Here is a 26,347-nt window from a genome sequence, read left to right on the forward strand (position 1 = left end):
AATGAAGTGGTCCATACCGGAAAAAGTAATAGAAGAAGGACGGGAGTGTGCCAAAGAAGGCAGGGTTGTCTCTTGGTCTAAAAATCTAGAAAGACGTGTATGGTACGCTGAAGTCATCGGAAGTGACATGCTTTATGTTGAACTAGACGGAACAGCTAAAGAAGATGATGTATGCCAGTGTATGTATTGGGAACAACATGGTTATTGCAAGCACACAGTAGCAGTAGAACTTGCAATGCGTGAACAAGGGGTATCACGATTTATTCCTCGTACGGAATTAAAAGAAACAGATGTACCAAAAGTTATCTCGCCAGCTGTTGTTTTTACAAAAGGATTTGAACGACTGCAAGAAGCAGAACTTAGAAAGCTGATTAGACAAACAGATGATTTGTTTTTAACATATGGAATAGACATTGTCCCAACGTCTGAGTATCATGATGAACAATCCGTTTTAGGACTCCATTTAAGAATCGGAAGACGAGATACACCAAATAAAACGTATGTTGTAAAAAATATGGATGAATTTTTAGAAGCATACAAACAAGACAGGGAACTGCGGATTAGCACGATTAATTGGAAAGTCGGAGCAACTGCATTTAATTCAGAAGATAATGCATTGATTCGTAGTATGTTGGCTATGAAAGAACAACAAACATTAGTTGTTAATAGTCGCTTGCAAGCTAAATCGGTGATTGATCGTCGATATTTAATTTTAAATAGGCAAGTAGCCAGCCAATTATTCGATGAATTTAAACATGATAAATCATTTATGATTAAAGGGTTGGGGTCTCAAGTGAAACGAGCGGTCATTCATCAAGGGAAAATTCCTTTGACAGTAACGCTCTCACCAGTTGGATTGTCTGACTATGAGTTAACGATTATTGATCCATTCATCGTGTTTTTAGAGGAATACCAATGGCTTGTTGGAACAGATGGTTTTTACGAATTAACTGAGGAACAAGCATCAAGTTATCAAGTATTAAATCAAATGTTAAAAAGATTGGATAAGCCCACGATTTATTACACCAAAGATCAGGTGAGTTCACTCTTTTCGTATGTTTTACCTCAACTAGCATTGTTATGCGACTTTGAATTACCCGAATCATTAGATGATGAGGTATTACGATATCCATTAGATATTAAGTTGTACTTCCACAAAGAAGAGGACTCATTAGTAGTACGCGTTGATTTTTGTTACGGTGATTATGTCTTTTCAAATGATCCAAAATACAGCACGTCCATCGGTGAAGAAGGAGCCGTGTTACGTGATAAAGTACAAGAGGAACGGTTACTGACATTATTACGTCATTATGGGTATGGGACTTATGCACAAAAATATAGCAAAACTTTTCCAAATGATTTGGAACGTTTTTACTTCTTCACAAGAGAAATTCCAACGTTTGAAAAATATACGACCGTTCATCTTTCAGATGATATTAAAGTCTTGTATTTAACAGCAGATGAGCATCAACCAAAAGCTCGTATTATTGAAAATGGGTCATGGTTTGATATCCAATTTGATATTTCATCTGTTGATGAAACAGAAGTCAATGACGTATTAAGTAGTTTAATGCAGAACAAAGAGTACCATCAGCTACGTAATGGTCAGGTGTTGATGCTTGATGATGAGGCATATAAAGAAACCAATCAAATGCTACGCTTGTTGCGTGAAGATATTCGTCTAGATGGTAATCGTTTAGAAGTCCCAACTTATCGTAGTTTAGTATTGAGTGAAGCTATGACACAGTTATCGGATGTTGAGACGAGTGATTACTTTGAAACGATGGTTGACGAGTTGACCCATCCTGAAAAAGTTGAAGTTTCCTTACCGACGAAATTAAATGCCACGTTACGTGACTATCAGTTAACAGGCTTTAAGTGGTTTAAAACACTTAGTAAATATCACTTTGGCGGCATTTTGGCTGATGATATGGGGTTGGGTAAAACCATTCAGACTATTGCGTATTTACTTTCAGAAAAAGAAGATGGTGAGTTGACAAAACCAAGTGTCATCGTAGCTCCAGCTAGTTTGTTGTATAACTGGAAACTTGAATTAGAAAAATTTGCACCAAGCTTAAAATCTAAGTTGATTATCGGTGGGAAAGAAGAGAGAAACGCACAAATTGCGTCACTTGATGATGTTGATGTGGCGATTATTTCTTATTCAACGTTACGTCAAGATAGTACAGAATTTAGAAAAATTGATTGTCACAGTGTGATTTTAGATGAAGCACAAATGGTGAAAAATTCGGCAACAAAAACGTTCCAATCAATCTCTGGGTTAAAATCAGATCGCGTATTTGCGTTAAGTGGGACACCGATTGAAAATAGATTAGAAGAATTATGGTCATTATTTAAATTATTGATGCCGGGATTTTTCCCACCAAAACGTCGATTTAAGCAGCTTGAAACAACTGAAATCGCCACAATGATTAAGCCTTTTGTATTACGTCGAGTGAAAAAAGAAGTCTTGCAAGATTTACCAGATAAAGTGGAAACAGATCGATATTCTCAATTAACAGAGGAACAAAAAACCGTGTACGTGGCTTATTTAAAACAAATTCAAGAATCAATGTCACAATTAAACGAAAAAGATTTTAACAAACAACGTATGTCGATTTTAGCCGGCATTACTCGTTTGCGCCAAATTTGTTGTCATCCAGGATTATTCATTGATGATTACCAAGGTGGCTCTGGGAAGCTAGACCAAGCTCTTGATTTAATTGAACAAGCTAAGAGCAACGGAAGACGTGTGTTGCTGTTTTCTCAATTTACTGGAATGCTAAGCATTTTAGAAGATGAGTTAGCAAAAAGAGACGTCGGTACATTTTACTTGCGTGGTAGCACACCGGTTAAAGAGCGTCAAGAATTGGTTGAGAGATTTAATCGTGGCGAAAAAGATGTTTTCTTGATTTCACTTAAAGCCGGTGGAACAGGATTAAACCTTACAGGAGCAGACACGGTCATTTTATATGATTTATGGTGGAATCCAGCCGTTGAAGAACAAGCAACAGGTCGAGCTCATCGTATCGGTCAAACAAAAAAAGTAGAAGTATGGCGATTATTAGCGGAAGGCACCATTGAAGAGCGAATGAATCAACTTCAATTAGAAAAAAAAGCCCTGTTTCAAAAAGTCCTTCATTCAGAAGATGCACCAGAATTGTCATCAATGACAATGGATGATATTAAACATATTTTAGCCATTGGTGATGAGGATTAACATGAAAGGTCACTCTTTCATGTTTTTCTTTTTGTATGATATAGTTTATTTTTACAGTATTTATTTAGGAGGAGTTAGATGGTAAAACGATTCTTTTCGTATTATCGACCGTATAAAACATTGTTTATTATCGATTTTACATGTGCGATTATCGCAGCATTACTTGAATTATCATTTCCAGTGATTGTTAATCAAGTGATTGACAAAATTATGCCACTGAAAAATATCCGATTGATTTTATTAGTGAGTGCGGCATTATTTGGGTTTTATATAATTAATACGGTATTACAGTATGTCGTGGTTTATTTTGGACATAAGTTAGGGGTTAATATCGAAACGGATATGCGTAATGAGTTGTTTACGCATTTGCAAAAACAACCTTACGACTATTATGACAACCAGAAAACAGGAAAGTTGATGACACGTTTAACGAGTGATTTATTTGAAATTTCAGAGTTAGCGCATCATGGACCAGAAGATGTGTTCATCACGATTATGACGCTTGTAGGGTCATTTTTATTAATGTATCAAATCCATGCACAATTAGCGTTTGCAACAGCTGTGATGGTACCGTTTATCACAATTGCATTAGTTTTTTTCAATAAAAAAATGACAAAAGTTAATACGACGATTTATGAAAATCTAGGCGAGTTTAACGCAGGGATTGAAGCCAGTGTGAGTGGGATTCGAGTGACACAAGCTTTTGCCAATGAAGAACATGAAGTCACTCGTTTTGCTGGATTAAATGAATTGTATCGCAAATCAAAGTTAGCTTTTTATAAAACAATGGCAGTGAGTTCATCATATAATTATTTGATGATTCGTTTAATTAATTTATTTGCTTTATTATTTGGGTCTTACTACACGATACGTGGGGACATAACCAATGGGAATTTCGTTGGGTTTATCTTGTTATCAAATGTGTTTGCTAGACCAATTGAGAAAATCAATACTATGATTGAGAGTTATCCAAAAGGGTTTGCCGGATTCAAGCGATTTGTTGAAGAAATTGACAAAGAGCCTTCTATCCAAGATAGTGACACGGCAGTGGACTTAAAACCAGTGACAGGAAACATTGAATACAGAGATGTTTCATTTAGCTACAGTGATGGCACGCAAGTATTTGATAACTTATCTTTAGATATAAAATCAGGTGAAACAGTGGCTTTTGTTGGGCCAAGTGGAGCAGGAAAAACGACCTTATGCCATTTATTACCACGCTTTTATGATATTGATAGTGGTGATATTTTGATTGATGGGCAAAACATTCAAGACGTTACATTAAAATCATTGCGTGAACAAATTGGATTAGTCCAACAAGATGTCTTTTTATTTCCTGGAACACTTAAGGAAAATATTTTATATGGAAAATTAGATGCAACAGAAGAAGATGTGTTAGAGGCCGTGAAACTCGCTCATTTAGAACAAGTCATAGAGGGCTTACCTGATGGATTAAACACAGTAATTGGTGAACGTGGTGTGAGGCTATCAGGCGGACAGAAACAACGTGTGGCGATTGCTCGTATGTTTTTAAAGAATCCATCTATTTTAATTTTAGATGAAGCCACATCAGCCCTTGATACTGAAACAGAGCAAGTGATTCAAGAGTCACTAGGTTCACTGGCTAAAGGACGCACGACTCTAATCATCGCACACCGTTTAGCGACAATTAAAGATGCGACTCGCATTGTTGTCGTTGATACAACAGGTATCGTTGAAAGTGGCACACATGAAGAATTAATGCAAAAACAAGGAGCATATAAAAAATTATATGACGCACAATTTAGAAACTAAAAGCTAGGAGCAACTGCTCTTGGCTTTTTTCTTTTTTGTAGGAAACATGTGATAAAATAAAAGTAATCAAACTAAACAACTGGCCAGTGAGGTGATAATCATGGTTTATTTTCTTCAAATATCAACGCTATTAAATATATCGTTTTCTTACTTAGTGATTAATAAATCTATTTTAAAAAATAAAAAAATTATCCCACTGTTATTGTTTATAATAGGGATGATTATGGCAATAGGAATGACAGCTGTGACGTACCAGTTTTTTGATCGTTTACTTTTCTTTTTTTTACTATATCTGTTGACTGTCAAATCACAAAAAGATAATCACGTGTTTTTGTCAGCAATCATTGTTTTGGCGTCCTTTTTAATTCCCATAGTTTTATCAGATTTAACCATAAAAATCGTTCGCTTGTTTCGCTATTTTGGATGGAGTATGGATATAGGACTGATAATTTCAGAACTATTTTTGTACCTTCTTATCTATGTGGTAAGTGTACTAGTAAGAGATAAAGTTATTCCGTTCATTCAATCTAGAAAAAAAGAAAAAGTCACGGTTGGTTGTTTATTAATGCTTTATGTAGGATCAGAGTCATATGAAATATACAGATATTATGTTGGGACAGAGGTACCAGTTCTCGTCAGTATCATCATTATTATGGCGTTTGCTGTATTGATTTATACGTCTATGCAATCTATATCAAATAGTCAAGAACTTAGGCTAGAAGTCGAAAAGCAAGCATTAGAAATGAAGTACATGAACGAATACGCGAAAGAAACGACAAGACAGTACAATGAAATCAGAAAATTTAAACATGACTATGTTAATATTCTATCTTCATTGGATTACTTTATTCAGTTACAAGATATGGATAAACTATCTCACTACTATCAAGAGGTTATTAGACCAACACAGGAACGACTGGACACAAACTCTTTTAACTTTAAAGAACTTTCAAATATTAAGTCTGATGAATTAAAAAGTATTCTGGCAATCAAAATGTTGCTTGCAAAAGACCAAGGTGTATTAGTTCAAATGGAAGTGCCAGATGTCATACCAAATAATTTGCCAGTGGATTTTGTGGTACTCATAAGGATGATAGGCATACTATTTGATAATAGTATAGAGGAAGTCGTTCATATACCAGATGGAAAAATAGAAGTTGGTTTGTTTTCATTAGATGATGATTATTTATTTGTCATAAAAAATCCGATTAGGGATAACACTCTATCTCTGCATCAATTAGAAGTCGAAGGATTTTCAACTAAAGGTGACAACAGAGGACTTGGTTTATCAAATTTAAGAGAATTGAGTAAACGAGAAAAATACCTCATGTTAGAAACATCTATGACAGACAAACACTTTATCCAAAAAATAATCATCAACTCAGGAGGTAAATAGATGGTCCCCATATTTATTTGCGAAGATGACGCGATACAACGACACCGTTTAGAAGATATCATCAAAAAATATGTAATGATTGAAGACTATGACATGGAAATTGTTCTATCAACAGATAGTCCGAATGATTTATTACAGTATGTAGATGAGCATAGAGATGTACGCGGACTTTATTTTCTAGATATTGATTTAGGTCAAGAGATGAATGGTGTCGAGTTAGGTGCATCTATTCGAAAAAAGGATATATACAGCCGGATAGTGTTTATCACAACACACAGTGAGTTAATGACACTCACGTTTACTTATAAAGTAGAAGCAATGGATTTTATTGCAAAAGACGAACCAGAGTCTATTCAGAAAAAAGTTCAAGAATGCTTACAGCGAGTGAATGAGTATCATACGTCAGTTACGATAAACGAAGTGGATAGAATAAAACTAAAAATCAATAATCAAATTCGGGTATTTGATTTAAATGATGTAATGTTTTTTGAAACAACAGACAATTCACATAAACTGAAACTACATTTAGAGAATAGTTGGATTGAGCTGTACGGTAGTCTTAATGAGATAGAAAACTTGGCAGAGGATTTTGTACGTATTCACAAATCTTATGTAGTGAATAAACGAAATATCATGACAATCGATCAGAAAAATCGTGAGTTAACGATGAGTAATGGTGAGAAGTGTATGGTGTCGGCTAGAAAAGTAAAACTATTGAAATGATAGGAGATGGTTATCATTAAACGATGCGAATGGGCAAACAGCAATGATTTAGAAAAACAATACCATGACAATGAGTGGGGCACACCAAATTATGATGATGCTACATTATTTGAATCACTCATTTTAGAAAGTATGCAAGCAGGATTAAGTTGGTCAACAATGTTAAAGAAAAGAGACACGTTAAGAAAAGCCTATGATGGGTTTGACGTGGATAAAATTAGTCAGTATACGACAGATAAAGTGGAGTTATTGATGAATGATGAGGGTGTGATTCGTCACCGCTTAAAAATCCAAGCAACAATTAGTAACGCACAATCTTTTAAACTTATACAAAATGAATATGGAAGCTTTAGTGATTACATTTGGTCATTTGTTGATTTTAAGCCAATTAAAACCCATTGGGAAACAATTAAGTCAGTTCCTTCATCTACCGAACTCTCCGATAAAATCAGTAAAGACTTAAAATCGAGAGGATTCAAATTTTTAGGTACGACAACCGTTTATGCTTTCATGCAGTCAGTCGGGCTTGTTGATGATCATGTGGTTGATTGTTTTAGACGAACGGGTATCACTAATTAACGTTTAAGCAATGATAAGTGTCATTTAGGTCATTTTTATAAATAAAGGGTATTTTTATGATAATCTGTACTCATGATAGAACAACATAAGTAGGAGCTGAGACAGATGAAAAAAATGATTGATTTACCTGATGTTATCTTTATTTCCCTCTTATTTGGTGGATTATTTTTACTGACAGTAGGAAATGTTGAATTGGTCGTTGTGTTGGTTATTTTAGTGTTTATATTAATGGGTGTGTCTATTTTGTATTACGTTGATCAAAAAAGACGGCTGAATAAATAAAATAATGGAGGGATTGGCTTGAGTGATAGAGAGCAACAAAAGAAGTTTTCACAAAATGCTAATATCAAAAGTAGTGAGTTCAATCGTTTGAATACAAACCAAACAGAACATGCTAATTTTATTAGTAAAGGCCAGACGTTGCTAGTTCCTGACCTAGATAAAAAAACGGATACTGGTGGCTCACTTTATATCTTGATTTATGGTGTATTAGCAGTTATATTGTTTTTTGCTCAATGGTTTATTGGAAAAAACTTCTTAACTAAAGAAATCTATTCATCCGCAAAATTTTTAATCATAGTATTAATTGTTAGTGTGCTATTACCTGAAATAGTCATAAAGACAGTGGTATTTTTAAGAAAAAAACAATTACATAAAATATAACAAGCCTTTTATTACTTGGATATGGGCTTGTTTTTAATTTGAAGAAAAGGAGGAATACGATGAAACATAAAGAATTGGATGAACTATATAGAGAAAATACTAGTCGGTACACTAATATGTACAATATATTATTTAAATTAGATGTAATATTATTTCCATTTTTACTTGTAGGAGTGTTTTTGGGTAATGATTCAGTTCAGTTATATGTTAATTTATTAATAGCTATTTTAACGATATTACAATTTATTTTGTTTAGCTTGGACACTTGTTTTCGTATCAAAAAAGGAAAACAACGAGAAAAAAGAACATAAAAAACCTTGAATGGCTAAACCATTCAAGGAAGGAGTTGTTTTTATTTACTTTGGAGGAGTAAATAAAATGAAAAAGTTTGTTAGGGTTGTTTCGTTGGTACACTTATATAATATCTAGAATTTGTGAATTTTTTGTTAACAAATCGTGTAATAAATATATTTTTTGACTCTAAATCAACAGATTTTTACATAAAAAATAGACCTAACAGGATTTTGTGTTCTTGTCATACCCATCACATTGGAGTGCCTTTTGTTTCTCCAATAAATCTTAAACACCTGTTAGGTCTTATTCTGTTAATAAGGAAGATTTCAAATTCCCACGCCTTTCTATATTGTTTAAACTTCTAATTCACTTACATGTGTTTCTTTTTACATGTCAATCAGTTACAAATCTTTTAAACATTACCTTTCTTATAAAGCTGATAAAATCTAAATATCTTGTTAACTAATTGTGGGAATTGTAGTTCCTTATGAGTTCATATTAACTCATTTCTAAATAAAATGCAAGCGATTACATTTTTGAAATACGTATTTGCTTCAGTTATATTTTAAAGAAAGCAACAGAAAAACAGAAGCCGTTTTTAGCTTCTGTTTTCTTCACAGATATTTTTGTTCGATAAATAATTGTTAGGAAGGCTTAGTTAAATTGACGACACCCAACTAGGGTGGGATGAGGGTCAAAATCTTCAGATAGTACTGGTACGTTTGTTACTATTTCTGTGGCATTGTGTCCTACAATATGTGCAACAACAATGGCAATGGCAATAACTATCATCATAATCATCCACCTCCTAAAATTAAAAATAGCCCTAACCAAATAAAGAGGTTAGGACTTAAAAGAACGAACATATTTTAAGTAATATGTTGAGCTTTAGCACTATGCAACGTAAAGAAAAATCTTAGCTATCTTATGAAAAGCCTTAACGACAATTCCTGTTCTACCCATTGGTGTCTCTCGACGTTTTTGGGCAATAGCCTGTGTTTGCATAGGAGCCTCACCTAACAAAATTCATTTATCGTGTTTTATTTTAACAGAATATAACGAATTGTCAATCATTAACTTGTTTTGTGAGTAGAAAAATAGTGATAGGGATGGTGATGGCAATACTAATGCCACTAAAAATAATCGCCACCCACTCTGTCACAATTAATTTACTATTCACTAGCTGTGTTAGACTATACTTTAAATCAAATACCCAAATCAATAAGGCAAACTGGCTACCAATCGCTGCAAAAATTAATGTGTTAATAGTTGGTCCTAAGACATCTTTTCCAACAGTTAGACCAGATTTTTTCCATTCTGATAATGACAAATCAGGTAGTTGCTCTTTGATTTCTATCATAGAAGATGTAATAGAAATGGCGATATCATTAATCGCTCCGACGACGGTCATCAATAATACAGCGACACTTAAATCAATGAAAGATACTCCAATATGTAAGGAATACATATCCATCTCCATTAGGCCTTCAAGGGGAATTCCTTGAAGATGTAACGTTGAGGTAACAAAAAGTATCGGTAAGACCATCAAAAAGATGACAAAGGTACTGCTAATAAAAGCAGATTTAGTTGAGTCATTGTACCCATTGATATTAAATAAATTATTTGCACTAATTAAGATCGATGTTAAAATCGTTAAAACAATTGGTGAAAATCCTAGATTAATACACAAAATCATGACAAATAACATGGCTAAATTAATAGCTAGTGTGATAAGAGTAAGGACACCTTTACGTTGTTGAAAATACCATAATAAAAAAATCAAAACCATAAATAATACTAAGTTAACGCTCATGCTGATTCCCCCTTGTTAGAAAGATACTGGCGATGTAACTGGTGATGGGAATAGTCAAGATGATCCCAATGCTGCCAATTAACGCACGTGTCATTTCAAGAGAGAGAGAAATAGGAAACGTATAGTTAAACGACATATCGTTTCTTAAAAAAATCAAAATTAAAGGAATCGATCCACTTAAATAAGAAAAAAACATGATATTAATCATTGGCCCAATGACCTCAGAACCAACTTGAATCCCTGATTGATACAATGATTGAGGTGTTAATTGTTTATGCCTTTGAGCGATTTCGTTCATGGCAGTGCTTAATGTAATCGAAATATCCATGGAAGCACCCATTGTTCCAATTAATAAACTTGAGATAAATAAGACATGTTGCGGTCTAGTTATTAGCTCCATCTCCTCATATCGTAGTCCTTTATGCTTTAGTAAAGTAATGATACTGACACCAAGAACAAAGGTGATAAGGGTGCTACATAAAGTGGTGAGTATCGAAATTTTTGTTTTTTGGTTCCAGCCATTTGAGACAATTAGTGTACTAGTGACAATAATCGGGAAAAATAATAAAGAAAGCCAAATGAGTGATTGACTTGATACATGTTCATACAGAATCAAAAGTAAATAAAATAGTCCCGTATTGATAAGTAACCCAATCAATGATGCTACGCCACTTTTTCGCCCAATCACAATCAGTAGTAAAACAAATCCCAACATCAATATTGCTAATCCAGTATCACGTTTACTGTCAATGATCGTTGCTTGTGAAAAATCGTTATCTTTAATAGACAAAAAGACTAAATCACCTATTTTATACTCTTGATCTTTGATTCGTGATTGGCTAAATTTATTTAAAATAGTTAGCTCTTTTCCTTTATTTTCTGTAGATAAAAGAGTGAGATGGATTTGTTGGGTAGAGATAATATCTTTGTTTTGATGCTCATCTACGGTGTCGGTTTTTTCTACTTTTTTAACCATAGTTATTTTACCAAGTGGTTCCTGGTAGTGGTCGTATTGAAATGTTTGGAAAATCCACCAAGCATTTAATAATAACATGACCACAGAAAGAACTTTCCAACTATATTTTTTTAACAAGAGAGACCTCCTCATAATTTAGGATTGATAACAGTATAGTTATATTATCCTGATTTTTTATGAGAAGGCCAATGATATCTATTCAAGATTAGTATTTTAATCGTTTTTTAATAAAGGCTATTAAAGCAGTTATCAGAGAAATAATAATAGTGTATTTGAAAAAATTTACCCAAAAAACAAGATTAGGAGCAAAAATAATCCACACCATCCAAAGCACAAAAATAATAGCTAATTGTTGTTTTAAATTTAGTTTTCTGATTAGTAACCATCTCAAAAAGTCATCATCATAAGACTTGGTATCTCTGTATTGTTTATACAATTTCATATATCGTTCCTCCTACATAAAAACTTGAAATTATTTTAAAAAAAGATAGTTAAATAAACTTTACTATGTTATTATTTATAATATAGTAAAGAGAATTATATCAAAAGAACAAATAGATTAAAAAGACCTAAAAATAAAAAATTTAAAAAACTATTGACAGTTTTACAAGATAAGTCTATATTTACTTTAATAATATTTTAATCAAATTCCAATTAAAGGGGATCATTATCATGAGAGAGAGCAAGAATAATTTAGTCATTATTTTATTACAGGTTAGGAACTAGGACACGTTGGGTGAAAAAACATCTACAGGTCGAGTTCCTATTTGTTGTAAGATAATGGGATTCTTGCCTTAAAGCATTCCATTAAGTGTCATACTTAAATGGGGTGCTTTTTCTTTTATTCTTAGAGGAGGAAATTATAATGAGAAGTGACAAAATCAAAAAAGGTGTCGATGCTGCACCAGCAAGAAGTTTGTTGTATGCAACAGGACAAGTAAAAAATGCCAAAGACATGAACAAACCATTTATTGCTATTTGTAATTCATACATTGATATTGTACCAGGACATGTACATTTAAGAGAATTAGCAGATATCGCAAAAGAAGCGATTCGTGAAGCAGGAGGCATTCCGTTTGAGTTCAATACAATCGGGGTTGATGACGGGATTGCGATGGGACATATTGGTATGCGTTACTCTCTACCAAGTCGTGAAATCATTGCGGATGCAGCTGAAACGGTGATTAATGCCCACTGGTTTGATGGAGTATTCTATATTCCAAACTGTGACAAAATCACACCAGGAATGTTAATGGCGGCTGTGAGAACAAATGTACCAAGTATCTTTTGTTCAGGTGGTCCAATGAAAGCAGGGATTGATCCAACAGGTAAGGCTGCAACCTTATCATCCATGTTTGAAGCAGTTGGGGCATTTAAAGAAGGTGGCATGACAAAAGAAGAGTTCTTATTCATGGAACAAAATGCTTGTCCAACATGTGGCTCTTGTGCAGGGATGTTTACAGCAAACTCAATGAATTGTTTAATGGAAGTTTTAGGAATGGCTGTACCTTATAATGGAACAGCATTGGCAGTCTCTGATGAGCGTCGTGAGTTAATAAAACAATCAGCTGTTCATTTAATGAGCCTTGTAGAAAAACAAATAAAGCCACGAGATATTATCACAAAAGAAGCAATTGATGATGCATTTGCCTTAGATATGGCAATGGGCGGCTCAACTAATACAGTGTTACATACATTAGCTATTGCCAATGAAGCAGAAATTGATTATGACTTATCTGATGTGAATGAGATTGCGAAACGTGTGCCTTATTTATCAAAAATTGCGCCATCATCTTCTTATTCAATGCATGATGTACATGAAGCAGGTGGCGTGCCAGCTATCATGAATGAATTAACTAGTATCGAAGGAGCCATTCATCCAGATCGTATCACAGTTACTGGAAAAACAATTAGAGAAAACGTTCAAAATGCTTTGATTAACAATGAAGAAGTGATTCGACCAAAAGAGAATGCATACAGTCCTGTTGGTGGCTTATCAATTCTTTATGGAAATATCGCACCAGAAGGTTGTGTCATTAAAGTTGGAGGGGTTGACCCATCAATTTCAGTATTTAAAGGAAAAGCGATTTGCTTTGACTCACATGATGAAGCAGTTGCAGCGATTGATAATCATACAGTACAAAAAGGACATGTTGTGGTGATTCGTTATGAAGGACCAAAAGGTGGCCCAGGAATGCCAGAGATGCTTGCACCAACATCAAGTATTGTTGGACGCGGATTAGGAAAAGATGTTGCTTTAATTACTGATGGACGTTTTTCTGGTGCGACACGTGGAATTGCAGTAGGACATATTTCACCAGAAGCAGCTGAAGGTGGACCAATTGGATTGGTTGAAGATGGCGATGAAATTGAAATTGATTTAGTGAATCGTACAATTAATTTAGCTGTATCTTATGATGAATTAGATGAGAGAAAAGCGAAGAAAAAACCATTTAAAGCAAAAGTAACAAAAGGCTATCTAGCTCGATATACAGCTTTAGTAACCTCAGCACATACAGGGGCTATTATGAGAATACCAGATAATTTGATGGGCGAGTAAGGGGGCGCGAGTCGTATGAATAAAAAAGGAACAGAATTATTTATTGATTCCTTATTGGATGAAGATGTTGAGATGATATTTGGTTATCCAGGTGGAGCGGTTTTACCACTTTATGATAGCTTGTATGATAAAAAAATCCCGCATATTTTGACGCGACATGAACAAGGAGCGGTACATGCAGCAGAAGGATATGCCAAAGCCAGTGGCAAACCAGGAGTCGTTTTAGTAACAAGCGGCCCTGGAGCTACTAATGTGATTACGGGAATAGCCGACGCGATGAGTGATTCGGTACCATTAATTGTCTTTACAGGTCAAGTAGCCAGTAGTGGTATCGGGAAAGACGCTTTTCAAGAAGCTGATATTTTAGGTTTAACTATTCCTATCACAAAATACAACTATCAAGTAAGAAAAGTAGAAGACTTACCTAAAGTGATTAAAGAAGCATTTCACATTGCGACAACAGGAAGAAAAGGACCAGTGGTGATCGATTTACCAAAAGATATCACGTTAGATGAAACACCGGTCAAAAAAATAGCCGAGGTGCATATACCAAGCTACCAGCCAAATTATATGCCACATCCTAATCAAATAAAGAAAGTCGTGACTGCGATAAATCAAGCAAGTAAACCAGTTTTCTTAATTGGTGCTGGCATTCATCACAGTGATGGGACGACCGAATTTAGAGAATTATTAGAAAATTCAAAAATCCCAGTTGTATCGACTCTTCTTGGCTTAGGAATTGTGCCAACAGATAATGATTTATTTTTAGGTATGGGTGGTATGCATGGTTCCTATGCAGCTAATCAAGCATTGATGGAAGCAGATTTGTTAATCAATATCGGATCGCGCTTTGATGATCGATTAGCTAGTTGCCCAGAAAGTTTAGCAAAAGACAAAACCATTATTCATGTGGATATTGATCCAGCTGAAATTGGGAAAATTATTCCAACAGATATCCCGATTGTAGGGGATGCTAAAGAAGTCATTCGATTATTAAATAAAGAAACATTTAATACAGAAAACTATGCTGATTGGCGTGACACAGTTAAAAATTATCAAACAGAAGCACCATTTACTTATGAAGAAACTGTGGAAGAAATCAAGCCACAACGAGCGATTGAACTTATTGGGAAAATTACCAATGGTGAAGCAATCGTCGCCACAGATGTTGGTCAACATCAAATGTGGGCAGCCCAATTCTATCCATTTAAACATCAAAATCAACTGATTACTAGTGGTGGTTTAGGCACGATGGGATACGGTATTCCTGCTGGTGTTGGCGCACAATTAGCCAAACCAGATAAACAAGTGGTGATTATTGTTGGTGATGGTGGATTCCAGATGACCAACCAAGAGTTAGCCATTTTAGAACAGTATCATCTTGCACCGAAAGTTATTTTGATAAACAACCATTCACTTGGTATGGTTCGTCAGTGGCAGGAGAGTTTCTTTAACGAAAGACGTTCTGAATCGGTGTTTGATAATCAACCAGATTTTCAAAAAATGGCAGAAGCGTATCATTTAAAATCTGTCAGACTAGATAATGCTGAAACATTGGAAGAAGAGTTGATTCAGGCGTTTAAAGAAAAAGAACCAATGGTAATTGAAATTAATTGCTCACCAACAGAGCACGTGTTGCCAATGGTACCACCAGGAAAACCTAATAATGAAATGATTGGGGTGGTGAAAAGATGAGACGAATAATTTCAGCGAAAGTTAGAAACACATCAGGTGTATTAAATCGTATTTCAGGAGTACTCACCAGACGTCAGTTTAATATTGAAAGTATTTCTGTAGGTGTCACGGAAAACCTTGACGTGTCAAGAATTACCATAGTTGTAAGTGTTGACTCAGATTTTCAAATGGAGCAATTGATTAAACAACTAAATAAACAAATTGATGTCATAAAAGTCATCGATATGAGTGCTGACTCTCATTTAGAGAGAGAACTAGCACTGATAAAAGTTGCAACAACTAGTACCAATCGACAAGAAATTATGTCGATGATTGAGCCATTCAGAGCAAGTATTATTGATGTGAGTGGTCAATCTATTATCATTCAAATAGCTGGAAGCAGCGAAAAAATTGATGCATTAGTGGATGTATTAAAAGTATATGGGATCCAAGAGCTTGCAAGAACCGGAATTACAGGGTTACTTAGAAGTTCTATAAAATAAAAAATAATAAAATTTATCGGAGGGAATTAATTATGGCAAAAGTATATTATGAAGATTCAGTTCAAGGAGATCAGTTAGAAGGAAAAAAAATCGCAATCATCGGTTATGGTTCACAAGGTCATGCCCACTCACAAAACTTACGTGACACAGGTCATGATGTGATTATTGGTATCCGTGAAGGGAAATCAGCAGATGCTGCAAGAGAAGCTGGCTTTGATGTATTCCCAGTAAGTGAAGCAGTAAAAAAAGCTGATGTTATTATGATTTTAGCACCAGACGAAATCCAAGGAGATTTATACAAAAATGAAATTGCTCCTTACTTAGAAGCAGGAAATGCCTTAGCGTTTGGGCATGGATTCAATATTCACTTTGATGTAATCCAACCACCAGCTGATGTGGATGTGTTCTTGGTTGCACCAAAAGGACCAGGACATTTAGTTCGTCGTACATTTGAAGAAGGTTTTGCTGTGCCATCATTATTTGCGGTACAACAAGATGCAACAGGAAACGCTCGTGACATCGCTCTAGCTTACACTAAAGGAATTGGTGCGACACGTGTTGGGGTTTTAGAAACAACATTTAAAGAAGAAACAGAAACGGATTTATTTGGTGAACAAGCTGTATTATGTGGTGGAACAACTGCATTAGTTCAAGCAGGATTCGAAACATTAGTAGAAGCTGGATACCAACCAGAAATTGCTTACTTTGAAGTATTACATGAATTAAAATTAATCGTTGATTTAATGTATGAAGGTGGTATGGAAAAAATGCGTGATTCAATTTCTAATACTGCTGAATATGGAGATTATGTTTCTGGACCACGTGTTGTAACAGCTGAAACAAAAGCACGCATGAAAGATGTATTAACTGATATTCAAGATGGAACTTTTGCTAAAGGATTTATCGAAGATAACGAAAATGGATTTGAAAAATTCTATGGATTAAGAAAAGAACAACAAGGACACCAAATCGAAGCAGTTGGTAAAGAATTGCGAGACATGATGCCATTTGTTAATAACAAATAGGAGGCGTTTCTATGGGGACGTTGGTGACAAGTGAACAAGTTGAAAAAGCCAATCATATATTGGAGCCAGTGGTAACTAAAACACTGCTCCAATACGATGATTACTTATCAAAAAAATACGATGCTGATGTATATTTAAAACGTGAAGACTTACAAATCGTTCGGTCGTTTAAATTACGTGGAGCATATTATGCTATTAGTCAATTATCAAAAGAAAAGTTGGCTAAAGGGGTGGTGTGTGCCAGTGCTGGAAATCATGCACAAGGAGTTGCCTATACCTGTTTTAAAATGGGAGTTCCTGCTACGATTTTTATGCCAGTGACGACACCAAAACAAAAAGTTAACCAAGTAGAAGCATTTGGTGGAGATCAAGTGACAATCAAACTTGCTGGAGATACGTTTGATCAATCGAAAGATATGGCCATTCATTATGGTGAAGAACATGGATTAACGTTTATCAACCCATTTGACGATGAAAACATTATTGCAGGACAGGGAACTGTTGCGCTTGAAATTGTTGACCAATTAAAGAAAAAAGAAGCGTCACCTGCTGATTACGTCTTTACCCCTATTGGTGGTGGAGGATTAATCAGTGGTGTTAGTGCCTATTTCAAAGATAAAAGTCCAACAACAAAAATTATTGGAGTCGAGCCGGTTGGAGCAGCCTCTATGTCATTGTCATTAAAGGAGAAAAAAGTGACACCCTTATCTCATCTAGATAAGTTTGTTGATGGGGCAGCTGTGCAAGAAGTAGGAGCGATGACTTTTTTACACAGTCAACAATTGGTAGATGACGTGTGTGAAGTACCTATTGGAAAAGTATGTAGCACGATTTTAGAGCTTTATACGAAACAAGCCATCGTTGTTGAGCCAGCAGGAGCCTTATCAGTAACGGCATTAGATGATTATAAAGAAGATATCAAAGGTAAAACCGTTGTGTGTATTATCAGTGGTGGAAATAATGATATTCAGCGTATGCCTGAAATTGAAGAACGTTCACTGATTTATGAAGGATTAAAACATTACTTTGTGGTTAATTTCCCTCAAAGAGCAGGGGCGTTAAAAGAGTTTGTATCAGACGTTTTAGGTCCACACGATGATATCACTAAATTTGAGTACACAAAAAAATTAATCGAGGAAGTGGCCCAGTTGTGATTGGTATTTTACTCCAAGATCATGGTGACTACGCTTCGTTAATTGAGCGTCTTACAATTTTTGATCCAAATTACATTAATCTACAAGAAAATGAATCATTGTATACATTACTAGTCTAAAGGAGAGAGTGTTATGACAAAGTCAACGACAAGCATTTACCGATTATTATTAATGCAGGGCCCAGTGTAGATAGTACACTCTGGGTCCTATTCGACTTTGTCTGACATGGGATTCTTGACTGAAAGACTTCTCATGTTTCGACGTGAGGAGTCTTTTTAATTTGTTAAAGGGGAGATAATGATGAAAACTATTCAATTTTTTGATACATCACTAAGAGATGGTGAACAAACACCAGGTGTTAATTTTAATACAGCTGAAAAAGTAAGAATTGCTAAACAATTAGAAAGTTATGGGATTGATGCATTAGAAGCAGGATTTCCAATCACATCACCAGGAGATTTCGAAGCTGTTTCAGAAATTGCCAAAGCTGTGGATACGATGACTGTTGTTGGATTAGCTCGTTGTCGTAAAAAAGACATTGATGCTGCATATGAGGCATTAAAACACGCGAATCATCCACAAATCCATGTTTTTTTAGCAACAAGTGAGATTCATATGAAATACAAACTCCATATGAGTGAAGAAGAAGTACTAGCTTCGATTAAAGAGCACGTCACGTACGCTAAATCACTGTTTGAAAAAGTACAATTTTCTCCAGAAGATGCCACTCGTACTGAAAAAGAGTTTTTAGTTAAAGCCATTCAAACAGCAGTTGATGCGGGTGCAACAATTATTAATGTTCCAGATACGGTCGGCTATTCAAACCCAACAGAGTATGGTGAATTATTTCAATACATTACGTCAAATTGTCAGAATATTGATAACGTGATTTTTTCTTGTCATTGTCACAATGATTTGGGGATGGCAACAGCAAATGCTTTAGCAGCTATTGAAAATGGTGCAGGACGAGTTGAGGGAACAATCAATGGGATTGGTGAACGAGCAGGAAATACAGCGATTGAAGAAGTTGCACTAGCTCTTCATATTAGACAAGATTTTTATCAAGCAAAAACAAATATCATTTTAGAAAAAACGAAAATGACGAGTGATTTGATTAGCCGATTGTCCGGTATCCCAATTCATAAAACCAAACCGATTATTGGTGGTAATGCATTTGCTCATGAATCAGGTATTCATCAAGATGGGGTATTGAAACATCCTGATACATATGAAATAATGACACCACAGTTAATTGGACTAAAAACAAATCATTTACCACTTGGAAAATTATCGGGTAGTCATGCCTTTGGTCAGAAATTAATCGAGTTAGGCTATACGAACTTAACTCCAGAGGAACAACAAATTTTATTTGATGAGTTTAAAGTATTGGCAGATAAAAAGAAAAATATTTTGGACAGAGATATTCATGCATTAGTTGCTGGTAATGCTATTTCGACAAGTCAAAGTTTAGAATTAAAGAATTTACAATTGCAATTTACTTCAAATGGTCAACAAGCTGCTGTGATTGAAATTGAAACATCAGATAAAGAAAAATTATCAGATTCAGCAACAGGACTTGGAAGTATCCAAGCAATTTATAATACGATTAATCGAATCATGGATAAAGATGTTCAATTAGATGCGTTTAGAATAGAGTCGCTAACAAGTGGAGAAGATGCGCAAGCAGAAGTTCATGTAGAAGTATCTAATCCTGAAACACAGGAATCTGTTCATGGAGTGGGCATCGATTTTGATATTTTAACAGCTTCAGCTAAAGCATATATCAATGCATTTAGTAAACTAAGAGAAGGTGAGAAACATGACTAAAATTACAGTATTAAAAGGTGATGGTATTGGTCCGGAAATTATGGATGCGGGACTAGATATTTTATCAGTGTTTAAAGAAAATGGCTTGTTTAATTATGAAGTATCTGAGGAATTAGTAGGTGGTGCTGCGATTGATGCAGTTGGGAAACCACTTCCTGAAAAAACAGTTGAAAGTTGTCAATCATCAGATGCGATTTTACTAGGAGCTATTGGTGGACCAAAGTGGGACCATTGTAAGGAACGACCAGAAGCCGGACTTTTAGCACTTAGAAAACAATTATCGTTGTATGCTAATATTCGTCCAATTCAAGTTTCAGAAGAACTTGTTCATTTATCACCTATTAAAGAAGATATAATTACAGGTACGGATTTTGTGATTGTTCGTGAGTTGACTGGAGGTATTTATTTTGGTGAACCACGCGAATTAAATGAAGAGGATGCGTTAGATACATGCATTTATACAAAAGAAGAGATTGAGCGTATCATGCGTGCAGCATTTGAATTAGCTCAAACAAGACGAAAAAAAGTCACATCGGTTGATAAATCAAATGTACTAGCAACAAGCAAATTGTGGCGTCAGGTGGCAATTGAGGTGAGTAAAGATTATCCAAATGTGACACTAGAACATCAATTAGTGGATTCTTGTGCGATGGTGATGATTACGAAACCAAAAGAATTTGATGTTATCGTGACTGAAAATATGTTTGGCGATATTTTAAGTGATGAAGCTTCAGTGTTAACTGGAAGTTTAGGAGTATTAGCTAGTTCTAGTTTATCTAAAACAGGTATTCATTTATTTGAGCCAATTCATGGTTCAGCGCCAGATATCGCTGGTCAAAATATGGCAAATCCATTATCGATGATTTATTCAGTGTCGATGATGTTACGAGATAGTTTTAAACAATATAAATTGGCTGACATGGTGGATGAAGCAGTTAGACAAGTGATGAAAAAAGGTATTATGACAAAAGATTTAGGTGGAAGTTATTCAACAACTGATGTCACTCAACACATTCGTCAGGAATTGATAGAAATTATAGGAGGTTAAACATATGAAAACAACACTATTTGATAAAGTATGGAACAAGCATGTCGTTGCAGGAAACGCTGGTGAACCTCAATTGTTATACATTGACCTTCACTTGATTCATGAAGTGACGTCACCTCAAGCATTTGAAGGATTAAGACTTGCTAATCGTCCACTTAGACGTCCGGATTTAACGTTTGGAACAATGGATCATAATGTTCCCACAAAAGACATTTACAATATTTCTGATTTAGTTGCAAAAAAACAAATTGAAGCACTTGAAAAAAATTGTGCTGAGTTTAATGTGTCATTATTTGGTAATGGACATGATAAACAAGGTATCGTTCACATGATTGGACCAGAAACTGGCGTGACACAACCTGGTAAAACCATTGTTTGTGGTGACTCTCATACAGCGACTCATGGAGCATTTGGTGCGATTGCATTTGGTATTGGGACCAGTGAGGTAGAACATGTATTTGCAACACAAACATTATGGCAAACAAAACCTAAAAATATGGGTGTTAAAATTACTGGTGATTTGCAAAAAGGTGTTTATGCCAAAGATATTATTTTGTATTTGATTTCAAAATACGGAGTAGACTTTGGTACTGGATACGCAGTGGAATATTATGGTTCAACGATTGAAGGATTAACAATGGAAGAACGTATGAGTATTTGTAACATGTCCATTGAAGGTGGTGCGAAAATGGGGATGGTCGCGCCTGATGATACAACATTTGATTATGTAAAGGGTCGTGAGTTTGCACCAAAAAATTGGGATCAAGCTATTGAAGAATGGCGGACATTAAAAACAGATGATGAGTCATGTTTTGACAGAATTATTGAAATTGATGCTAAAGACATTGCTCCTCAAGTAAGCTGGGGAACGAATCCAGGTATGTGTGTATCTGTTGATGAAGCTTTCCCAGAAATTAAAGATGAAAATGACACAAGAGCCTACGATTACATGGACCTAAAACCAGGTGGGTATGCTAAAGATATTGAGTTGGGTTATGTATTTATCGGCTCATGCACAAATGGTCGCTTATCTGATTTGGAGGAAGCAGCAAAAATTGTCAAAGGCAAAAAAATTCATGATGGGATTACTGGGATTGTCGTTCCAGGATCACGTCCAGTGAAAAAAGCAGCTGAAAAAATTGGTTTAGATAAAATATTTGAAGAAGCTGGATTTGAGTGGCGTGAACCGGGATGTTCTATGTGTTTGGGAATGAATCCTGACCAAGTCCCAACCGGTGTTCATTGTGCTTCAACATCTAACAGAAATTTTGAAGGACGACAAGGGAAAGGTGCGAGAACACATCTTTGCAGTCCAGCAATGGCGGCTACAGCTGCAATAAATGGTCATTTTGTTGATATTAGAGAGGAGATGGCATAATGGAAGCAATCAATCATTATGAGGGATATGTTGTGCCGATATTAAATGATAATATTGATACAGACCAAATTATTCCGAAAAACTTTTTAAAACGAATCGAAAAAACAGGGTTTGGTCAGTTTTTATTTGATGAATGGCGTTATTTAGATAACCGTGATGAAAACCCTGACTTTATTCTAAATAATGAAGAATATAAAAATGCAACGATTTTACTAACAGGTGATAACTTTGGGTGTGGATCATCTCGTGAACACGCGGTATGGGCATTAGATGATTACGGATTTCGTGTGATTATTGCGGGTGGATATAGTGATATTTTCTACATGAATTCTATTAACAATGGATTACTACCAATTATCTTACCAAAAGAAGAACGAGAAAAAATTGCAAAAGTAAAAGCAACTGATACAATTAAAATTGAGTTGGACAATCAATTAATCAAAGTAGGAGATGAATCGATTCACTTTGATATTGATAAAAAATGGCGTGATAAATTAATTAGCGGTTTAGATGAAATTGATGAAACAATGGCTTATAAAGACCAAATTTTGGCTTATGAAAAAGTACAGGGCATTTAATGATTAGCGGGTAAGTGGAGACATTTACTCGCTTTTTGGTGTGTAAAGGAGAAAAGAGATGGATGTACAACTTAAACAAGTGACAGAAAAGGATGAAAAGATCATAACAGAGATATTGATTAGGTCTTTTGATTCAGACACAAAATATTATTTTGGTGAAAACGCAGTAGGTGGCCCACCAGGATATGATGATGGATTATTAGCAAGAAAAATCATTAAAGCAGAGAATTTAAGTAGTTTTATGATTTGTCAGGACGATAAAAAAATAGGGTGTATCAGTATAGATTTCTATAGAAGGGAAGTGGCCTATTTTTGTATCGTGCCAGAGTATCATCAACAAGGAATCGGTACATGTGTGTGGAAAATAATTGAGCAGATGTATGGATCAAATGAGTGGGTGGTTGAGACGCCTGACTATTCTTTGAAAAATCACGCTTTTTATGAGAAATTAGGATTTTTAAAGATAGGTGAGACAGTTTATTCAGAAACAGCTAAATCATATGTTTTTGAAAAAATAGATAGAGCCAAACTGACGCGTGAAAAGGTAAAAAAGTTAGTTAAAGAACAACCTGATTTTATGAGGTTACTTAAAATAATTGATGATTTATCATTACAAGATGCTTGGATAGTCGCAGGTACAGTAAGAAATTATCTCTGGAATGTTTTATCAAAGTCAAATATTTTAGATATTACGACGGATATTGATGTGGCTTTCTATGATAAAGATATTCCGTATGAAAAAAATCAAGAGATACAGGATGAATTAATGAAGAAACACCCAGACTTTAACTGGGAAGTGAAGAATCAAGTTTATATGCACATTCATAATCCAAATACATCAGTTTATAAGAGTAGTAGAGATGCAGTGTATCATTATCCAGAAAAATGTACATCTATTGCACTTCGAATTAACAAAGGAGAGATTGACGTATTTTGCCCATATGGATTAGAGGACATAGAGCATTTTGTTGTTTCTCCAACTCCATATATTATGAATGATAGGGAAAGAATTAAGTTATATAATGAACGACAAAAAATGAAAAAGTGGGATGAGAAATACCCAAGATTGAGTATTCTTTTGGCAAAGGGGGAGAAATAATGAAACAGTATCAAAAAAGAGTATATGAAAATAAAGTAAAGCATGGTTTTAACGTTACAAATGTTGAAACAGAGTTTTTATTACTTTATGGCGAAGTTTCTGAAGCGTTCAATGCATTTAAAAAAAATGAAAACATAGGTGAAGAGCTAGCTGATGTTGCAATTTATTTATTTGGTATATCAGAGATTTTAGGAGTAGATTTAGAAACAGAAATGCTCAAAAAAATGAAGATAAATGAGAATAGAGTATATAAATCAAATGGTACTAAATATCTAATAAAGGAGTCAAAAGAGTTAGATGGTTAATATTTATTCAGAATCAAATCAGGTTAAGAAAAAATTGGTTATAAAAAATATTTTAAACGATCTACCTGAATGGTTTGGAATGCCTGAAGCAATACAAGAATACGTTGATTTTGGTATGGAATATCCGTTATATGTCGCATCAAAAAATAGCGAGGTAGTCGGGTTTATCAGTTTAAAAGAAACGAGTTTGAAAACAGTAGAAATTTATTGTATGGGAATAAAAAAAGAATACCATCATCAGGGGATAGGTCGAATGTTGATGGAGAAAATAAAAGAGGTTTGTTGTGAGAAATATGACTATTTACAAGTGAAGACTGTTGCAAAAGGACACTATCCTCAGTATGATGCGACTAGTAACTTTTATGAATCAGTGGGATTTTGCGAATTAGAAGTTTTCCCCACTCTCTGGGACGAATGGAATCCGTGTTTAGTACTGATTCAAAAAATCTGACAGTTGTTATGTAATCTGAAAAATCTATGTTTTTTAATTTATTTAAAGTATAATATTAAGAAAGTATATATTTATAACGTTAGATTTATGAAAGGAGTGGGTGATGAAAAAGTTTTGGAATGTTTTTTGGATTATTATTTATGCATTGAGCTTACCATTACAAGTACAAGGTTTACTAAGAGAAGATAATATTTGGTTGAAGTTTGTGGTGTTGTTACTCACTTCGACGATTACAGCTGTTGCGTTAATACAATCAATGAAAAACATTAGGGATGAGTGATCATTTTTAATGTTTTTTGTGTTCACTTGTTTGATAAAATAAATCAAAAATCATAGGGTTAAAAAGATAAGGAATAAAGTCTCCTGATTCTACTAGCTGATCAAACTCAGATTGAGTAACGAAGGCAACGTGTTGAACTTCTTCTTTTTGTAATTTAAGTTGTGACATGTCTATATCTTGTTGAACAAAAAAATAATGGTCCCATCCTTCTTCAAAAGAACAAACAAATCTTGAAGGTGTATCTGCTAAATTGATTGATATACCTAATTCTTCATGTAATTCTCGCTCAGCTCCTTTAAAAACAGGCTCATCTGCTAGGACTTGTCCACTTGCAGAAAAATCCCATAGGTTAGGGAATGAATTTTTGTTAGAAGAACGTTGTTGAATTAATAATTCATTTTGATAGTTGAATAATAATACTGTTACAACCATACGATACTCTCCTTTTTTTAAAGGGATGCCTCTGACACCAGTTTTTTTAGTAGGTTGTTGTTGGGCATTATAGATAGTAAAAAGTTCTTCCAAGATATTTCCTCCTATAGTTAAACCACCAAATAGTATTCTATTCAGTGGTTAGTAATCTAAGATAATTTTTTTATATAATGAGCCAATGCACTAAGGTTTACTAATTCACCGATGATAATCAAAATGGACACAATCAATTTTGATTCATCCTTTAATAGTGAGAAAAGCAAAATAGCTAGTAAGATACTTAGCGTTATTAGACTGATAAGAGTAGCAAATTGGAGCGTTTTTCGATTTGATTTTTTCATAATAGCAGTCAATAAAGTAGAATTATTAGTTAAAAAGAGTGAATCAAGAGAAATACCCAATAATTTTGCTAAGACAATTAAAGAATCCATATCAGGATACTCTTTATCATCTTCCCACTCAGCAATGGTATCTTTTTCAACACCCATTTGTTTAGCTAATTGTTCTTGCGTTAACTGTTTCTCAATACGTTTACTTGTAATAATATTTCCTAAATTCATGTAATCTCACTTTCT

At 34.7% G+C, this 26,347-nt stretch carries 26 protein-coding genes, 1 pseudogene and 1 riboswitch; of the genes and pseudogenes, 21 read left to right on the plus strand and 6 right to left on the minus strand.

Annotation, left to right across the window (positions count from 1 at the left end):
- The first annotated feature begins 1 nt into the window (after position 1).
- The 8 genes from BW731_RS06805 to BW731_RS06835 all read left to right on the plus strand — a co-directional run bounded on the left by BW731_RS06805 (position 2) and on the right by BW731_RS06835 (position 8,686).
- Positions 2 to 3,220, plus strand: coding sequence for a DEAD/DEAH box helicase (locus BW731_RS06805; RefSeq protein WP_079346778.1), 3,219 nt, complete (start codon positions 2 to 4; stop codon positions 3,218 to 3,220).
- Positions 3,221 to 3,298: 78 nt separating this feature from the next.
- Entirely contained in the window at positions 3,299 to 5,014 is a 1,716-nt protein-coding gene (locus tag BW731_RS06810) for an ABC transporter ATP-binding protein (protein ID WP_079346781.1), read from the plus strand.
- 100 nt (positions 5,015 to 5,114) lie between these two features.
- Positions 5,115 to 6,410: a sensor histidine kinase gene (locus BW731_RS06815; RefSeq protein WP_079346783.1), complete on the plus strand. Its 1,296-nt coding sequence runs from the start codon at positions 5,115 to 5,117 to the stop codon at positions 6,408 to 6,410.
- The gene (locus BW731_RS06820) at positions 6,411 to 7,133 is read left to right on the plus strand and encodes a LytR/AlgR family response regulator transcription factor (RefSeq protein WP_079346785.1); all 723 of its coding nucleotides are present in this window, start codon (positions 6,411 to 6,413) and stop codon (positions 7,131 to 7,133) included.
- 6 nt (positions 7,134 to 7,139) lie between these two features.
- A complete protein-coding gene (locus BW731_RS06825; RefSeq protein ID WP_079346788.1) occupies positions 7,140 to 7,712 on the plus strand; it encodes a DNA-3-methyladenine glycosylase I in 573 nt (190 codons plus the stop codon).
- Between the two features lie 105 nt (positions 7,713 to 7,817).
- Entirely contained in the window at positions 7,818 to 7,994 is a 177-nt protein-coding gene (locus tag BW731_RS12605; RefSeq protein ID WP_158080172.1) for a hypothetical protein, read from the plus strand.
- Positions 7,995 to 8,012: 18 nt separating this feature from the next.
- Positions 8,013 to 8,375 carry a hypothetical protein gene (locus BW731_RS06830; RefSeq protein ID WP_079346791.1) on the plus strand — a complete coding sequence of 121 codons (363 nt, stop codon included), beginning with the start codon at positions 8,013 to 8,015 and terminating at the stop codon, positions 8,373 to 8,375.
- A gap of 59 nt (positions 8,376 to 8,434) precedes the next feature.
- Positions 8,435 to 8,686 (plus strand): hypothetical protein, encoded by a 252-nt coding sequence (locus BW731_RS06835; protein ID WP_079346793.1) that lies wholly within the window; start codon positions 8,435 to 8,437, stop codon positions 8,684 to 8,686.
- A gap of 637 nt (positions 8,687 to 9,323) precedes the next feature.
- Here BW731_RS06835 and BW731_RS12610 read toward each other — a convergent pair.
- The 4 genes from BW731_RS12610 to BW731_RS06850 all read right to left on the minus strand — a co-directional run bounded on the left by BW731_RS12610 (position 9,324) and on the right by BW731_RS06850 (position 11,900).
- Positions 9,324 to 9,464: a hypothetical protein gene (locus BW731_RS12610; protein ID WP_158080173.1), complete on the minus strand. Its 141-nt coding sequence runs from the start codon at positions 9,462 to 9,464 to the stop codon at positions 9,324 to 9,326.
- A gap of 71 nt (positions 9,465 to 9,535) precedes the next feature.
- Positions 9,536 to 9,700, minus strand: a riboswitch (M-box (ykoK) riboswitch).
- 35 nt (positions 9,701 to 9,735) lie between these two features.
- Positions 9,736 to 10,482, minus strand: a complete 747-nt coding sequence (locus BW731_RS06840; RefSeq protein ID WP_079346796.1) for a YibE/F family protein — start codon at positions 10,480 to 10,482, stop codon at positions 9,736 to 9,738.
- Positions 10,472 to 11,575 (minus strand): YibE/F family protein, encoded by a 1,104-nt coding sequence (locus BW731_RS06845; RefSeq protein ID WP_158080174.1) that lies wholly within the window; start codon positions 11,573 to 11,575, stop codon positions 10,472 to 10,474. Before BW731_RS06845 ends, BW731_RS06840 begins: the two co-directional genes overlap by 11 nt.
- A gap of 88 nt (positions 11,576 to 11,663) precedes the next feature.
- Positions 11,664 to 11,900 (minus strand): hypothetical protein, encoded by a 237-nt coding sequence (locus BW731_RS06850; protein ID WP_079346802.1) that lies wholly within the window; start codon positions 11,898 to 11,900, stop codon positions 11,664 to 11,666.
- A 423-nt stretch (positions 11,901 to 12,323) separates the two neighbouring features.
- On the opposite strand from BW731_RS06850, the gene ilvD reads away from it, so the two are divergent.
- From ilvD to BW731_RS12615, 13 genes and pseudogenes are all read left to right on the plus strand, one after another.
- Positions 12,324 to 14,018, plus strand: a complete 1,695-nt coding sequence (gene ilvD / locus BW731_RS06855; RefSeq protein WP_079346804.1) for a dihydroxy-acid dehydratase — start codon at positions 12,324 to 12,326, stop codon at positions 14,016 to 14,018.
- Positions 14,019 to 14,033: 15 nt separating this feature from the next.
- A complete protein-coding gene (ilvB, locus tag BW731_RS06860) occupies positions 14,034 to 15,713 on the plus strand; it encodes a biosynthetic-type acetolactate synthase large subunit (RefSeq protein WP_079346806.1) in 1,680 nt (559 codons plus the stop codon).
- Entirely contained in the window at positions 15,710 to 16,195 is a 486-nt protein-coding gene (gene ilvN, locus BW731_RS06865; RefSeq protein ID WP_079346809.1) for an acetolactate synthase small subunit, read from the plus strand. Before ilvB ends, ilvN begins: the two co-directional genes overlap by 4 nt.
- Before the next feature lie 32 nt (positions 16,196 to 16,227).
- Positions 16,228 to 17,220, plus strand: coding sequence for a ketol-acid reductoisomerase (gene ilvC, locus BW731_RS06870; protein ID WP_079346811.1), 993 nt, complete (start codon positions 16,228 to 16,230; stop codon positions 17,218 to 17,220).
- A gap of 11 nt (positions 17,221 to 17,231) precedes the next feature.
- Positions 17,232 to 18,493 (plus strand): annotated as a pseudogene (gene ilvA / locus BW731_RS06875) (threonine ammonia-lyase IlvA).
- A gap of 181 nt (positions 18,494 to 18,674) precedes the next feature.
- Positions 18,675 to 20,201, plus strand: coding sequence for a 2-isopropylmalate synthase (locus BW731_RS06880; RefSeq protein ID WP_079346813.1), 1,527 nt, complete (start codon positions 18,675 to 18,677; stop codon positions 20,199 to 20,201).
- On the plus strand, positions 20,194 to 21,249 hold the full coding sequence (gene leuB, locus BW731_RS06885) for a 3-isopropylmalate dehydrogenase (protein WP_079346815.1): 1,056 nt from the start codon (positions 20,194 to 20,196) through the stop codon (positions 21,247 to 21,249). Before BW731_RS06880 ends, leuB begins: the two co-directional genes overlap by 8 nt.
- A 4-nt stretch (positions 21,250 to 21,253) precedes the next feature.
- Complete coding sequence (leuC, locus tag BW731_RS06890; protein ID WP_079346816.1) at positions 21,254 to 22,627, plus strand: 3-isopropylmalate dehydratase large subunit; 1,374 nt, start codon at positions 21,254 to 21,256, stop codon at positions 22,625 to 22,627.
- Complete coding sequence (leuD, locus tag BW731_RS06895) at positions 22,627 to 23,205, plus strand: 3-isopropylmalate dehydratase small subunit (RefSeq protein ID WP_079346818.1); 579 nt, start codon at positions 22,627 to 22,629, stop codon at positions 23,203 to 23,205. Before leuC ends, leuD begins: the two co-directional genes overlap by 1 nt.
- Before the next feature lie 58 nt (positions 23,206 to 23,263).
- The gene (locus BW731_RS06900) at positions 23,264 to 24,304 is read left to right on the plus strand and encodes a nucleotidyltransferase family protein (protein ID WP_079346820.1); all 1,041 of its coding nucleotides are present in this window, start codon (positions 23,264 to 23,266) and stop codon (positions 24,302 to 24,304) included.
- Positions 24,304 to 24,609, plus strand: a complete 306-nt coding sequence (locus BW731_RS06905) for a MazG-like family protein (protein WP_079346822.1) — start codon at positions 24,304 to 24,306, stop codon at positions 24,607 to 24,609. Before BW731_RS06900 ends, BW731_RS06905 begins: the two co-directional genes overlap by 1 nt.
- Positions 24,602 to 25,060 (plus strand): GNAT family N-acetyltransferase, encoded by a 459-nt coding sequence (locus BW731_RS06910; protein ID WP_079346824.1) that lies wholly within the window; start codon positions 24,602 to 24,604, stop codon positions 25,058 to 25,060. The genes BW731_RS06905 and BW731_RS06910 overlap by 8 nt, the downstream gene beginning before the upstream one ends.
- 103 nt (positions 25,061 to 25,163) lie before the next feature.
- Positions 25,164 to 25,340, plus strand: coding sequence for a hypothetical protein (locus BW731_RS12615; protein ID WP_158080175.1), 177 nt, complete (start codon positions 25,164 to 25,166; stop codon positions 25,338 to 25,340).
- Between the two features lie 6 nt (positions 25,341 to 25,346).
- Here the strand turns inward: BW731_RS12615 and BW731_RS06915 are convergent, their stop codons facing one another.
- Together BW731_RS06915 and BW731_RS06920 are read right to left on the minus strand one after the other, a co-directional pair.
- Entirely contained in the window at positions 25,347 to 25,865 is a 519-nt protein-coding gene (locus BW731_RS06915; RefSeq protein WP_079346826.1) for an NUDIX hydrolase, read from the minus strand.
- Between the two features lie 56 nt (positions 25,866 to 25,921).
- Entirely contained in the window at positions 25,922 to 26,332 is a 411-nt protein-coding gene (locus BW731_RS06920) for a helix-turn-helix domain-containing protein (RefSeq protein ID WP_079346828.1), read from the minus strand.
- Positions 26,333 to 26,347 lie beyond the last annotated feature (15 nt).

Source organism: Vagococcus martis (genome assembly GCF_002026305.1).
Lineage (GTDB): Bacteria > Bacillota > Bacilli > Lactobacillales > Vagococcaceae > Vagococcus > Vagococcus martis.